This window comes from Iodobacter arcticus (assembly GCF_042664895.1).
GTDB lineage: Bacteria > Pseudomonadota > Gammaproteobacteria > Burkholderiales > Chitinibacteraceae > Iodobacter > Iodobacter arcticus.
In genome coordinates this window covers 439,458-451,018 of sequence record NZ_JBHTBQ010000044.1, presented here as the reverse complement: position 1 = coordinate 451,018, position 11,561 = coordinate 439,458, and the positions used below count along the sequence as shown (strand labels likewise).

Genomic DNA, 11,561 nt, shown 5'->3' with positions numbered 1-11,561 from the left:
ATGGCTTGGAGCATCAGCAAGCAGCTCATCACCGGCCAGCTCGCTTTTAACAATGTATCGGGGACAATTGCTGTTCCAAAGCAGCTCATCAGCGGCGGATTACAGCTCGCGGTCCCGCTACAAATCAGCGCCAGCATCGCGGTTCCCAAGCAAGTCATCAGTGGCAATCTAGACCATCCACCACAAATAACGGCGACCATTGCGGTGCCCATGCAGTCTATCTCCGCTGGATTGCATTATGTGTTTATCGCCAAGAAACAAAACAAATCTATCTGGTTTTTTACCCGCAGCAGCAAGCGCCACCTGCGCTCGCCGATGGATGTAGGGATTTTTGCGCAGGGAATGATAGAAAGCCGCTGGTGGCAAACTCAATCTACGAGTCGCCTATTTAAATCGGCCTACCATGTGGGCCTGTTTGCTCAGGCCCGCTTTAGCAGCAAATATTCGCTCCACTTGGCAGCAAGCCACACCGCCCGCTGGCGCATGCCCGTCAGCCAACAGCACGAGGCCATATATAGTAGTAGACATGGAACAAGCCATCGCAGTCCTTACGCCTATGCCCAGCCTTTACATGCCACGCTGGCCAGCCACTATCAGTTACAGGCCTATGTAAAAACCAGCGCCAAACATGGCAGCTTATGGGCGCTTAAAATCTCGCGGCAATGGACTAGCCCACTGACCGAAGCCAGACAGATTCAAGCCCAACACACTGCACCATTTACTTTTTATGCGCTGGCCCACGGTGCGATCGTCAGCCCCTATCAGCTCAGACTAGGCAATCAGGCCCGTGCTCAGCATGGCTTAAATTACTCGCTACGCCTTGCCGCACAATGCTCGGCCTGCTGGCAGCCGATGTTGCATACCGTTACTACGATTACGGCCAGCTATCAATTGCGCCCCGTGCTCCGCAGCAGATTAAGCAGTCGCTTTCATTTAACGGCTCGCTGCCGCGCCAGCCACAGCAGCCGCAGTGATTTGGCGCTGCGTAATCGTGCTCAGCAACAACAGCGGCTGTTATATGAAGTCTATGAAGATCAACACGGGCAATTTCAGCAGTTCGATAGCGCAGCGAGCTTGCTGCACGCGGGGCAAAGCATCGCGGTGTTATCGGCCAGTATCAGCATGGATGAGCACTCGCCGTTTTGGATTGCCCGCATCGAAATCACCGACCTCGTTGCCATGCAGCGTATGCGTTTAGGCGATGTGCTCTCGCTACGTTTAACGGCTGACAGTGTGTTTGCTTTACGCTTGGATAGTCGCTCGCTCACCCGTCCCTCCCCCGCAGAGATTCGCATCTCGCTAACGGCAATTTCACCGCTGGCATGGTTAGCACCACCGCATGACAGGTCGGTGTCGCGAGTATGGGATCAGCCGGTGTGGGCCAGTGCGGCGGTCGCCGAACTATTGCCGGACTTTGCCATTGACTGGCAATTAGAGGATTGGCTGATTCAGGCTGGGCGACTGGCTGCTATTGAGGCCAATCCAATAACAATTGCTAGCAATATCGTGAATGCCGCTGGTGGGCTGCTGGAATCTTTACTCGATGGCAATATGCAGGTGAGGCATCTGTTTCCAGTCCCCATTCCGCTGTATGGACTCGCCACGGTAAGCACAACCTTAAGTGAAGATAGGGAATTATTTGAAATTGCCGAAACCGATGAAATCCGTGCTGGCAGCAATCTGATTCATATTAGCGACGGACAAAGTGGCGCCTCAGGGCAAGATCAAGTCGAGTTTATCGCCGATCCACAGCACAGGCTGGCAGGTACAGTTCGTGTCATTCCTAAGCCATGGCGGGAAGTTTCGCTGGCGCATAGCGGCGATGCAAGTGTGAGCATCCACCCCTTAGGTATCGTCAGCCGTGAAGAAAGGGAATTAATCGAGTTCAAAGCAGGCCGTGCACAGAGCAAATACCCGATTGAGCAACTACTCGATAGCCAATGGCAGTACGCCGATTTAGGCGCAATCACGGTGGGCGAGCAAGGTTTACAAGTGAGTCATCCACAAGGCTATAGCCTCGCCCACGTGCATTATCAAACCCGTGCGTTCGAATATCGTGTTGAGCATATTCGTTCAGAGCGCATTCAATTTTTGGTCATCGAGCCATGAGCCAAATCACCAGCAGCATTACCGTTCAGTTTGATAGCAGCCAACAAGGCTTTTTAAGCGCCGAAATCGACAGCCGCCCCGATGGGCTCAATAGAGGTCGCAGCCAATTTAAACCCGGCGATGTGGTGTGGTTACTGGTTTACGCCAGCCCCTTGGTGACCTATGGCATGCCGATTTTATCGGAAGGAAGCATCCTGCGCGGCACCGATCAAATCATCACGCAGAGCGATGTCATTAACCTACAAAACACGGCTGAGAGCAAGCTAAGTAAACCTGCCAGCAGCGCCCTTGTCGTGCAGTGGTACGGCAATAATCTCGGGGCGATGACGTTGGGGGATGACAAGATGAGCATCAGCACCGAGCGAGCCGGTGTCGCCGTGGCCAAGGTCAAATACAGCGCCAAGGCCCAATCTTGGGGCATTCAATCTCCCCCAAGTTCTGGCGGAGAAAAGAACTTCTCCATTGGCGTGCTGATTATCGGCAGTGTGAAAGATGATTGAAGCAACGGTACAAAGAGGTGCTGGGGATGTGCTGGGCAAAGAAATCATCGATCCGCTCATTGGCAGCGTGCAAGCCGCCATCAGCCGAGGCCGTGCTGAAATCGATGCCAGTTGCTCGGTACGTAAACTCAGGCTAACCACCACCTATCAAGCCTGTGTCCGCATCGGCCAACTCCTTGATGTAAAAGACAGCCTGCGCGGCCACATCGCACGCGGCAAAGTAGTCGGCATTGAACATATCGCCAGCGAAGGCATGCTGCTCAGCCATCTTGATGTGGAGATCCCTGCCTGATGGAAACGATGCATCAGCTGCGTGATTTACTCGGCGGAGACTCAAGCCAAAGGGGCATCGTGATGCGCATCGATGGCGATCATATCGAAGTCGCTAGCACGGCGGGGCTCAGAATCGTCAGCAGCAGAATCGCCATCAAGATCGGTGATCAGGTCAGCATTCAGCAAGGTGTGATTACCCAAGTCGCGGCCAAACCTGCCGCAGAAACGTGGTACGTGTGAACTCGCCATGACCTTTAAAATCGAGTTAGATCGCGCTGAAATCCAACGGCAGCTCAAGCAATTCGGCGACCAAGCCAAACAAGAGATTTATGCCGCAGCGGCCCAAGGATTTAAAACCGGCGGCAATGCCATCCTAGCAACGGTGCAAACCCATGTCGCCAGCCGTTTGAAGATCAAATCCGCCTCTTTTGCTAAAAGCTTTAAAGCGCGGGTATACGCCAAACATAAAAACAGCCCGCCGCTGCTGATCATCAGCTCGCGTATTCCATGGCTAGGCATCCATGAATATGGCGGAACCATCACCGGCAAGATGCTCATTCCCTTTGGCATCGCTGCCTTTAAGCAAGCGGGTTTACGCATGGGTGGTAAAAAATTTAAACAAATCGTCGCAGAGCTGATGCGCTCAGGCAATGCCTTCTTCAATCAAACCAAAGATGGCCGAGTGTTTTTATTCGCTGAAAACATCAAAGATAACGACCGGCAACTGACCCGCTTCAAGCGTGCCCACCGCAATGCCCATGGCCTTAAAACCGTCAAACGCGGGGTCGATATTCCCATTGCTGAATTGGTCAGCAGAGTGCAAATGAAACGTCGGCTGAATATTCGCCAGCTGGTACAAAGCAAGCTACCGCTCTTAGCCAGCGCCGTCAGGGATGCAATGCAACGCTAATCCCACGCCCCAACCATTCCACCGCCCGCAAGGCGGTTTTTTTACGCCGGAGGCCAAGATGGCTACCCATGATTCGGACCCAATCAACCGAGATCCCCTAGAAAGAGACGGCGTGGTGATGATGCCACGCGGTGAATTTAAGCAATTTCTAGAACACGCCGCCGAAATGGGCGCGAAACGCGCACTGGCCAATGTGGGCCTCGATGGCGAAACAGCGGCAGAAGATATCCGCGAATTACGCAGCTTGCTAGACGCCTTTACAGAAGCCAAACGCACCGCTTGGAAAACCGTGATCCATATGATCACTACCGGCTTTCTGCTGTCCTTAGTCGCCGGTGCAGCGATCAAACTCAAAGTATTCGGAGGCTAGTATGTTAGAGACTTTACTCGGCGGCCTACTCGGCGGCGCGTTTCGCTTAGCCCCCGAAGCGCTCAAATGGCTGGATCGCAAAGGCGAGCGCAGCCATGAGCTGGCCATGCAAGACAAAGCCTTGGAATTTGAAAAGCTGCGTGGTGCATCCAAGATGGATGAAATTGGAGCCAGTGGTGATGCCGCATGGAACAGCGGCGCACTCGAAGCCTTACAAACCGCCATCCGCGCCCAAGCCGAAAAATCAGGCGTGCCATGGGCCGATGCCCTGTCGTCCAGCGTGCGACCCATCATCACCTACAGCTTTATGCTGCTCTACGCCGCCGTCAAAATCGCCATCATCGCCCTCGCCCTGCAAGCCGGATCAGATTGGCCCGCCGCTGTGAAATTGGCATGGAACGACAACGATATGGCACTGTTTGGCGGCATTATCAATTTCTTCTTTTTAAATCGAATTTTTGATAAAGCGCTGCGCTAATGACCACCGTCCCCAAAGCTGCGATTACGCTGGCCAAGCAGTGTGAAGGCTTCCACCGCGTGAAGAGAAATGATCCGCTTCGCCTCGCCCATCCCTACATCTGCCCTGCAGGGTTTACAACGATTGGCTACGGTCATCTCTGCCACCCCAATCACCCACCCATCACCGCAGCAGAAGCCGAAACCTACCTCGCACAAGACCTACAAACCGCCCTCAATGCCACTCTAAAATACTGCCCCATCCTCGCCACTGAGCCAGAAAACCGCCTCGCTGCCATCGTCGACTTCACATTTAATCTTGGTGCTGGCAGGCTGAAAACATCGACCTTGCGCCGCAGGATTAATCAGCGGGATTGGGCAGCTGTGGCGGTTGAGCTGAGAAAGTGGATTTATGGTGGTGGGAAGAAACTACCGGGGCTAGTGCTAAGAAGGGAGATGGAAGCTGGGCTTTTGCATACTCCTCATTCTCCCAATACCTGAATAAGCCTTTGCCTCGCGTCATCTTTTTGCTTCTGCAAGGTATGAAGCTCATCTTCGACGCGCTTATAGCCATCGTCAGTGGGTTCTCCCCACATAACGGGTGAATGACTGGCAAGTTCCAGTTTCTTTTGTTTGATTTCACCATCCAGCTTCTTAATCACGGCCTCGATGTCTTGTTTCTGTGCCGAGTGCGATGCTTTAACAGGAGAGGGCGTTACTCGTGAGATTGTTTGCTTCATGTCTTTTAGTTCTGTTTTTGTGTCTATGAGTCGTTTCTGTAGATCAGCCTGTGCGCGTTCCAGAATCGCAATTTCTCTATTGTGCAGTTTGTCGTATACGATCCAAACTATAGAGCCAGAGATCGTCACCCCCGCTATAAATGCAGTCAAGTTTTTGTGATACTTTTCAATAAAATCTGAAAGCATACTAATGCTTTAGATAAAAGACGTCATTAAACATGTTTTTTAAAGTAAGTATCTCTGACAAAATAAATGCACAGGCCAAAAATAATCGCAGGTAAACAAACTGTGACGAATTCAGATTGAATCACTAATAGCCCACGCACACTAAAAAAAGAGCTACCTATCGGTGAAACAGAAATAATTCGCCATGGCAAGAAAAAACGCTCGAAGCTAAACGGCCAGAGCAGAGCCACTCCCAGCCCACCATCCGTTAATGCATCCAATAATGGATGTGAAACCATGGATATAAATGAAAAAATAAAAACAGATAATTTGTTCGAGTTTAATTTTTTATAAAATAGCGTACAAAATAGTGCCATCAACAGCGCGGTAGAAATGGAATGCGTAAATCCACGATGCCCCCATTGCGATGCATAGGGAATTCCAAGACGAAAAGCAATCACATCTAAGTCTGGAAGAATGGATAGCAGCATTCCTACTTTTAATAAAGAGGAAGATATTGATCATGTTCCCAAGCCTAAGCCCACACAAAGGGGAATAAGGGCATGAGTCATAATAGTGGCCATGTATTTTATAAATTCTCTATTTAAATTCAGCGAACTCGCATTGCCAGTCTGCTGAAGTGGGGACTTAAAACTATAAACGTATTAAGAGAATCAGCCGCACTGCCTGAAAATGCGTACTTAGCTCATTTAAAAAAACAGAGCTGAAAATGGCGGTTTTAAACTAACAAAATTAATCACCCTGCTATGCACCATCTGGATATTTTCTCCATGCCTTACTATTGGGTCGGGTGATCTTGTCTATATTCCCGCACACTCGGCACCAAGAGCCACGAGTAATATTACTTGGGACGGTCTTCCATACATGCCCACGTTTGTAATAACAGGGGTCAGAACAAAATTAAATCCTACTATGCTTCATGCTCTCAGAGCCAAAGAAAGCAGATTTAACTTTACTCTGACCCTAGTTATTTCTTCAATCAGATTGCTGCGGGAGTCGGGGAGTCGTACTTGTAATGGGTTCCAGCGTATTGCTTGAGCAGGTTGCCGAAAAAATAGCAGATGAAATGCTAATATCTGCTATTAAGGTTACTTTGGGCGGAAATAAATCGAAGAACAGGGACGTATTGATAGCTATTAGTTATCTGCGAATAGATGAATAACGCCCCTGTGCTTTCTATTGCTCTAGAAAGTCTCTGAGTTTGTTTTTTAAAACATCATCTTTTAATTTATCATCCCCAATTGACTCTATTTCCCAACCATAAGCATAATCAAATTTAACATTTATCCTTATGCCATTGTAAGTGCAAAGTAATACATCCGCCTCAGGAATAGAAACCATATCAAGGCAGTAAAGATTAATACTCGAACCATACTGATTTATTTTTATTTTCACATGATCAATTGATTTATTCATGTTTAAGAACATTTAGATTTCTGTCTTTTTAAGTACATCATCACAATTAAGGTCCCCGATCGTAGATATTCAGTTTTAATGAAAAAATGAACGTGGTTTTTGTTTACTCATTGTTTTTCCATACATCTTGGTATCCATTGCCATCAATAATAAAACTAAACCCAGGCTCAAGGCATAAATAGTCAAAAACATTTGGCAAGTAATCAGTTAGGTGCTCAATATGCATTGTTTGATAAAAATCAGGGTCTTCTGAGTTTTCTCCACAATAAAAAAACCATGTAACATTTTCACCATCATTAGGTATATTTCTCATTCCTACGGTAGGATTTTTACCTATTGTTTTTATGGCGACAGCAACCATTTCTTCTAATGAATAAGGAGTAATAGCAGAGCAATTTTTTTTACAAATATCTATCTGCTTTTGAGTCGGTATTTCCTTTTTCATATTCCTCATATTCAATGATTCGATTTTCTTATTTCAAGCAGAGCCTTTTCTAATAACTTCATATCAGGTGGCGTCTTTTGTGAACTTTTTGATCCAAGCCAACGATGGATTGGGTTCTTTGGTCCACAACCAATTAATAAGCCCTCTGATGTTAATTCACTTTTCTTAATGAAGACTTTGATTATATTTCCATTTTCATCACTTATAGTCGACGTAATTAATGAATTTTTTTCCAAAAATATAAATAAAGACTCTAATGCAGTCTTTACATTCTTTGCCATATCAGGAACATTTGAATAGGCTTTGAGAATCTCATCAATATTCCATACGTCATAATCTTTATCCATTATTCCAATCTCTCTACAGAAGATATACCGTTGACTTTAATTAATTTCCCTGTTGAACGATCCTTTATGTACTCTCCGCCATTTGCACGAATACGACCTTCTTTTGCAATTTGATCTAATTTGTTTGCGGATGGGCTAGTAACTTCATAAGTAGTTGCCGTTTGGTTTTCAATCACTGCGGTATCAACTCTACGACGCTCATTTGTATCAGGGTCCTTGACGGACTTACCATTTTTATCGCGCAAATAGCATTCGCACTGGATCGTAGCATTTGGATTTTCTGCTTTAATTCTCTCATTAAATTCTTTATGCCGTCTATCTCCTTCAACAGCATTTTTAATTCTAGCCAACCCCAGCGGATCAACCCACTCCACCGGATTCGGAGCATAAGCATGCGTATTAATCCCGCCAGTTAGACCAATCGGGTCACTACTAATAAACCGCCCAATCTCCGGATCGTAATAACGGTGGCGGTTGTAGTGCAAGCCGGATTCTTCGTCAAAGTATTGGCCTTGAAAGCGGATTGGGTTATTGATTCCGGCTTCTTTTGCCGCATCGCTGATGACGACCTGCGCTTCGCCCCAAGCCTTGTACTCCGCGCTCCAAGCGATTTCACCGTTTTCATCGCTCAGTGTTTGCGGCGTGCCGAGGTGGTCTACGTGGTAATAGGCGGTGTGTTCTTGTTCGCTATCGTTGGCGGAGACGATTTGCGCCAGCGGCACAAAGCTATTGGGCTCGAATAGGTAGTGGCGGGTGTGTTCGGCAGTTTTTTCCAAGGCGATCACGTCGCCGTCCCAGATGAATGCTGTTTTGCCTTGAGCGTTTTCTTTGCCGATGCTGCGGCCGAATACGTCGTAGAAGTATTTGGTTTCACCGGCTTGGCTGCTGATTTTGCTCAGACGGTTGAAGCCATCCCAGCTGTATTTAGTGGTTTGTTCGCCCTGCTGCTTTTCAATCAGATTACTGCGAGCGTCGTATTTATAGTAAGAGCAGGTCTAATATTACAACAAAAATATTGTAATATTAGACCTGCTCATTTTTTTCGACCTAACCACGTCGTATAGATTACTTTGATTATTAAGATCCCAAATATTTATATTTTAAAAATAACTCGTTATCTCGCTCAATAAATTCTAAATGGAGGATGGGTTCAGCGACTTTTCCATCAACAAACAAAGTACACTCTGCCCCCCAACAAAGATTATCATCCATTTTATAAAAATCAAAAAATGTTCTAGGATTTCTAGATAAAAATGCTGTTTCAATAGAGGGCAAAGAGATAAAGGGGATACTGCCAAAAAAACCCTCGATCTCTTCATATATTTCATCTAAAACGGCTTGGGAAACGCTAAATTTCTCCTTCAATTTTTCTTTGTTGTTTGTGTTTATTGCATCAATAAACTCTACAGCAAGCATATAAGCTTTTTCTTGAGCAAGCTTATTCGTCATTTTTTTCTCCTTTTTGATGGCGTTACCGTACTTGTGCCTGAACTTGCACCAATTACTTTAAAATAACCTCATGTTTTTAATGTCGTACATTTTCCATGTCTGAGGGCCGAAGCCCCGCAAATTTTCAATACTTATAAGTAAAGAAGGCGAGTGAGGTCAGGCCTAACACTCCAATAAAAATATTGGAGTGTTAGGCCTGATCAAATTTTTCTTAACCTCATTTTCTTATTGTGAAACGTAAGATCTATTACCTTTGCATATTTTATGGATATATCTTCTTAAATTTAATTGATGACGGATATTCAGAAACAAAAGACTCTCTTGAAATAAAATCAAAGAAAAATTCTTTGTATTTTTCTTCTGAATTGTTTGCATACTCAATTAATAATTCAGGATTGCCATATTCAAACTCAATCCCAAGTAAAGTAAGCGCCCATTCTTTATTAGGTGAAGCCTCATCTATCTTTGATAGAGAACAGATCAGCGCAGGATAATAAGTATCCTTAGCTGAAGACTCAAGGACATTTCTTGTTCTTTCTTGTACTCCATAGTCGTCACAATCCGAAAATGTAGCAAGTAGCGTCATTGTTAGGTCGTAATTTAGGTGCAATTTTGCCTCAGCTAATGCATCTAAAAAGTTATCATCATCTCCTTTTTCTTTAAATGTCGAGAATTTTAATAGTCGTTGTTTAAGATCATCCATTTTCACTGTTTTGGGTTTTCGTAATATAGATTCGGCAGATGCTTAATCAGGGTTTTTCATCATTCCAAATTTTTATACTACTTTTATTTATGTTTATGAAGGTGGAGGTCCCGTTAAATGCCAGTCAGATAATTAACTTGAAAAGGTTGGTCAAGTAAAAATCTAATATTCCATGTTTGAGTGTTAGATATTTATTGTTTTTTTTATTATTTAAACACTCCAAATAATCACATCCTCATTTTCATTTTTGCCAGGAGCGAGTGCTTTTATCATGAGGTCATTATCGTCATAAATAAAATTAACTCTTTCCGTATGTCCCCAGTCTTTTGCTGTTATATATCGGCTTACAACATTCTCGCCTGAGTAGTTATAACAAATTATTGAATAATTTCCTCGAGGGGAAACGCCAACATACATTCTTTTTTCTCTGTCAATCCACCTTAAAATTCCATATCCGATAAGTTCTGGTGGTTTATTGCTATTTTCACTATTAAAAAAATGTTTAGATGTTTTTATGACTATATCTTTATCATTGTAATCGTATGTAATAATAGTTATTGGTGCTTTCACATCATTTTTTGTTGTTGAAATAATGACAACGTCAAGCATGTTTTTTAAAAAACCAGAGCTTTCTACTCCTTTTTCTCTGGCTTCCCATGGTGAATTATATTTTTTCTTTAACCTACGTGCAGGAGTCATTCCAGAGGCCTCATCTGAAAATAGTAGGGGTGAAAATAAATTACCATAAGAAAAAACCCAAGAATCTATTTTATCTATCCGACCAAGTTCACTTGATATAAATTTAATGTCATTCTTGATTAAATTATATTTATTAGTACATTCTGTTAGAATTTCTTTTGCGATCAAATCATTAATTAAGTCCAAAATATTTTCCTTTATCCGCAACAACCTTCAAAAGGTTTTTTCCATTGGCCACTTTCAAGTAAATATTTCAAGAAAGAACTGGGATCATAACAAAATTATATCCTACTATGCTTAATACTCTTAGAGCTAAAAAAAGTGGATTTAACTTTACTTTGACCCCAGTTATTATACTTTGACCCCAGTTATTATAAACCTCTGCTTAAGTATGCTGCAGTTAAGAATGAAGGTCTAAAATTTTTGTTGAAATATTGGACCTTCCCTCCCTCTTTTTACGTCGTTTATTCAAAGATAGTTCTATACTTTTGGCTTATAAACTGCTCTTTTTATCCCATTCTTGATCAGCATAAGATGAGTATATTTCATTTATTTTTAGGCCACTTTCACCTTTAAGTAACACATACATTATTCTTGCTTTTGGACTTTTTGTATTTCGGGTGATTACTTTTATTTTCTTACCCTCTTCCTCTATGGTGATTATTTCTTGGGAGAAATATCGGGGCCTTGCTGTCGGTAGAACCGCGAGAAATGCCTCTCCGTTTTTGGAGATGGCTTTTATTGATAAGTATTTATCAATAATGACCTTGGCTTTTTCTTTTGCTTCAGCTTTTGATGAAGATTGATTACTTACATTATTTTTATAGGATTCTGATTTTCTGATGTTATCAAACCAATCTTCCCAATCGAGCATTTCTGATAAAAATGCAGTCATAAATTCTTCAATCATTTTAAGAGCCTAAGAGCATCTGTTTAATTATTATTAAATACGAAAATT

Annotated in this window: 18 protein-coding genes; 8 read left to right on the top strand and 10 right to left on the bottom strand. The window is 44.1% G+C overall.

Annotated elements, in window-relative coordinates:
- Genes ACFQNF_RS19500 through ACFQNF_RS19465 form a run of 8 tightly spaced genes read left to right on the top strand, consistent with a single transcriptional unit; the run spans position 1 to position 5,119 of the window.
- Positions 1 to 2,109, top strand: a complete 2,109-nt coding sequence (locus tag ACFQNF_RS19500; protein ID WP_380189813.1) for a hypothetical protein — start codon at positions 1 to 3, stop codon at positions 2,107 to 2,109.
- Entirely contained in the window at positions 2,106 to 2,609 is a 504-nt protein-coding gene (locus tag ACFQNF_RS19495; protein WP_380189811.1) for a hypothetical protein, read from the top strand. The genes ACFQNF_RS19500 and ACFQNF_RS19495 overlap by 4 nt, the downstream gene beginning before the upstream one ends.
- Positions 2,602 to 2,901, top strand: coding sequence for a hypothetical protein (locus ACFQNF_RS19490; RefSeq protein ID WP_380189809.1), 300 nt, complete (start codon positions 2,602 to 2,604; stop codon positions 2,899 to 2,901). The genes ACFQNF_RS19495 and ACFQNF_RS19490 overlap by 8 nt, the downstream gene beginning before the upstream one ends.
- Entirely contained in the window at positions 2,901 to 3,122 is a 222-nt protein-coding gene (locus ACFQNF_RS19485) for a hypothetical protein (protein WP_380189807.1), read from the top strand. The genes ACFQNF_RS19490 and ACFQNF_RS19485 overlap by 1 nt, the downstream gene beginning before the upstream one ends.
- Positions 3,123 to 3,129: 7 nt before the next feature.
- Positions 3,130 to 3,792, top strand: a complete 663-nt coding sequence (locus tag ACFQNF_RS19480; RefSeq protein ID WP_380189805.1) for a DUF6441 family protein — start codon at positions 3,130 to 3,132, stop codon at positions 3,790 to 3,792.
- A gap of 58 nt (positions 3,793 to 3,850) precedes the next feature.
- Positions 3,851 to 4,162 carry a DUF6127 family protein gene (locus ACFQNF_RS19475; RefSeq protein ID WP_380189804.1) on the top strand — a complete coding sequence of 104 codons (312 nt, stop codon included), beginning with the start codon at positions 3,851 to 3,853 and terminating at the stop codon, positions 4,160 to 4,162.
- Position 4,163: 1 nt separating this feature from the next.
- On the top strand, positions 4,164 to 4,640 hold the full coding sequence (locus tag ACFQNF_RS19470) for a hypothetical protein (protein ID WP_380189802.1): 477 nt from the start codon (positions 4,164 to 4,166) through the stop codon (positions 4,638 to 4,640).
- Positions 4,640 to 5,119 carry a lysozyme gene (locus ACFQNF_RS19465; protein WP_380189800.1) on the top strand — a complete coding sequence of 160 codons (480 nt, stop codon included), beginning with the start codon at positions 4,640 to 4,642 and terminating at the stop codon, positions 5,117 to 5,119. Before ACFQNF_RS19470 ends, ACFQNF_RS19465 begins: the two co-directional genes overlap by 1 nt.
- On the opposite strand, the gene ACFQNF_RS19460 is transcribed toward ACFQNF_RS19465, so the two are convergent.
- The 10 genes from ACFQNF_RS19460 to ACFQNF_RS19415 form a co-directional block, all read right to left on the bottom strand.
- Positions 5,101 to 5,544 (bottom strand): hypothetical protein, encoded by a 444-nt coding sequence (locus tag ACFQNF_RS19460; protein ID WP_380189798.1) that lies wholly within the window; start codon positions 5,542 to 5,544, stop codon positions 5,101 to 5,103. The two genes, ACFQNF_RS19465 and ACFQNF_RS19460, sit on opposite strands and share 19 nt — an antisense overlap.
- A gap of 26 nt (positions 5,545 to 5,570) precedes the next feature.
- A complete protein-coding gene (locus ACFQNF_RS19455) occupies positions 5,571 to 6,041 on the bottom strand; it encodes a metal-dependent hydrolase (protein WP_380190008.1) in 471 nt (156 codons plus the stop codon).
- Positions 6,042 to 6,720: 679 nt separating this feature from the next.
- Positions 6,721 to 6,960 (bottom strand): hypothetical protein, encoded by a 240-nt coding sequence (locus ACFQNF_RS19450; protein WP_380189796.1) that lies wholly within the window; start codon positions 6,958 to 6,960, stop codon positions 6,721 to 6,723.
- A 103-nt stretch (positions 6,961 to 7,063) separates the two neighbouring features.
- Positions 7,064 to 7,405 carry an immunity protein Imm33 domain-containing protein gene (locus ACFQNF_RS19445; RefSeq protein WP_380189794.1) on the bottom strand — a complete coding sequence of 114 codons (342 nt, stop codon included), beginning with the start codon at positions 7,403 to 7,405 and terminating at the stop codon, positions 7,064 to 7,066.
- Between the two features lie 11 nt (positions 7,406 to 7,416).
- Positions 7,417 to 7,752, bottom strand: coding sequence for a hypothetical protein (locus ACFQNF_RS19440; RefSeq protein ID WP_380189792.1), 336 nt, complete (start codon positions 7,750 to 7,752; stop codon positions 7,417 to 7,419).
- Positions 7,752 to 8,708 carry an RHS repeat domain-containing protein gene (locus ACFQNF_RS19435; RefSeq protein WP_465262219.1) on the bottom strand — a complete coding sequence of 319 codons (957 nt, stop codon included), beginning with the start codon at positions 8,706 to 8,708 and terminating at the stop codon, positions 7,752 to 7,754. The genes ACFQNF_RS19440 and ACFQNF_RS19435 overlap by 1 nt, the downstream gene beginning before the upstream one ends.
- 121 nt (positions 8,709 to 8,829) lie before the next feature.
- Positions 8,830 to 9,201, bottom strand: a complete 372-nt coding sequence (locus ACFQNF_RS19430) for a hypothetical protein (RefSeq protein WP_380189788.1) — start codon at positions 9,199 to 9,201, stop codon at positions 8,830 to 8,832.
- A 262-nt stretch (positions 9,202 to 9,463) separates the two neighbouring features.
- Positions 9,464 to 9,904 carry a hypothetical protein gene (locus tag ACFQNF_RS19425; protein ID WP_380189786.1) on the bottom strand — a complete coding sequence of 147 codons (441 nt, stop codon included), beginning with the start codon at positions 9,902 to 9,904 and terminating at the stop codon, positions 9,464 to 9,466.
- A 210-nt stretch (positions 9,905 to 10,114) separates the two neighbouring features.
- On the bottom strand, positions 10,115 to 10,789 hold the full coding sequence (locus tag ACFQNF_RS19420) for a hypothetical protein (RefSeq protein WP_380189784.1): 675 nt from the start codon (positions 10,787 to 10,789) through the stop codon (positions 10,115 to 10,117).
- Between the two features lie 307 nt (positions 10,790 to 11,096).
- A complete protein-coding gene (locus ACFQNF_RS19415; RefSeq protein WP_380189782.1) occupies positions 11,097 to 11,513 on the bottom strand; it encodes an NTF2 fold immunity protein in 417 nt (138 codons plus the stop codon).
- Positions 11,514 to 11,561 lie beyond the last annotated feature (48 nt).

Bases quoted from the DNA above. Each gene is read 5' to 3' on its own strand.
- ACFQNF_RS19440 (WP_380189792.1), bottom strand. From the start codon at position 7,752: ATGGATAAAGATTATGACGTATGGAATATTGATGAGATTCTCAAAGCC.
- ACFQNF_RS19445 (WP_380189794.1), bottom strand. From the start codon at position 7,405: ATGAAAAAGGAAATACCGACTCAAAAGCAGATAGATATTTGTAAAAAA.
- ACFQNF_RS19475 (WP_380189804.1), top strand. From the start codon at position 3,851: ATGGCTACCCATGATTCGGACCCAATCAACCGAGATCCCCTAGAAAGA.
- ACFQNF_RS19460 (WP_380189798.1), bottom strand. From the start codon at position 5,544: ATGCTTTCAGATTTTATTGAAAAGTATCACAAAAACTTGACTGCATTT.
- ACFQNF_RS19485 (WP_380189807.1), top strand. From the start codon at position 2,901: ATGGAAACGATGCATCAGCTGCGTGATTTACTCGGCGGAGACTCAAGC.
- ACFQNF_RS19480 (WP_380189805.1), top strand. From the start codon at position 3,130: ATGACCTTTAAAATCGAGTTAGATCGCGCTGAAATCCAACGGCAGCTC.
- ACFQNF_RS19500 (WP_380189813.1), top strand. From the start codon at position 1: ATGGCTTGGAGCATCAGCAAGCAGCTCATCACCGGCCAGCTCGCTTTT.
- ACFQNF_RS19430 (WP_380189788.1), bottom strand. From the start codon at position 9,201: ATGACGAATAAGCTTGCTCAAGAAAAAGCTTATATGCTTGCTGTAGAG.
- ACFQNF_RS19450 (WP_380189796.1), bottom strand. From the start codon at position 6,960: ATGAATAAATCAATTGATCATGTGAAAATAAAAATAAATCAGTATGGT.
- ACFQNF_RS19415 (WP_380189782.1), bottom strand. From the start codon at position 11,513: ATGATTGAAGAATTTATGACTGCATTTTTATCAGAAATGCTCGATTGG.
- ACFQNF_RS19470 (WP_380189802.1), top strand. From the start codon at position 4,164: ATGTTAGAGACTTTACTCGGCGGCCTACTCGGCGGCGCGTTTCGCTTA.
- ACFQNF_RS19465 (WP_380189800.1), top strand. From the start codon at position 4,640: ATGACCACCGTCCCCAAAGCTGCGATTACGCTGGCCAAGCAGTGTGAA.
- ACFQNF_RS19490 (WP_380189809.1), top strand. From the start codon at position 2,602: ATGATTGAAGCAACGGTACAAAGAGGTGCTGGGGATGTGCTGGGCAAA.
- ACFQNF_RS19425 (WP_380189786.1), bottom strand. From the start codon at position 9,904: ATGGATGATCTTAAACAACGACTATTAAAATTCTCGACATTTAAAGAA.
- ACFQNF_RS19495 (WP_380189811.1), top strand. From the start codon at position 2,106: ATGAGCCAAATCACCAGCAGCATTACCGTTCAGTTTGATAGCAGCCAA.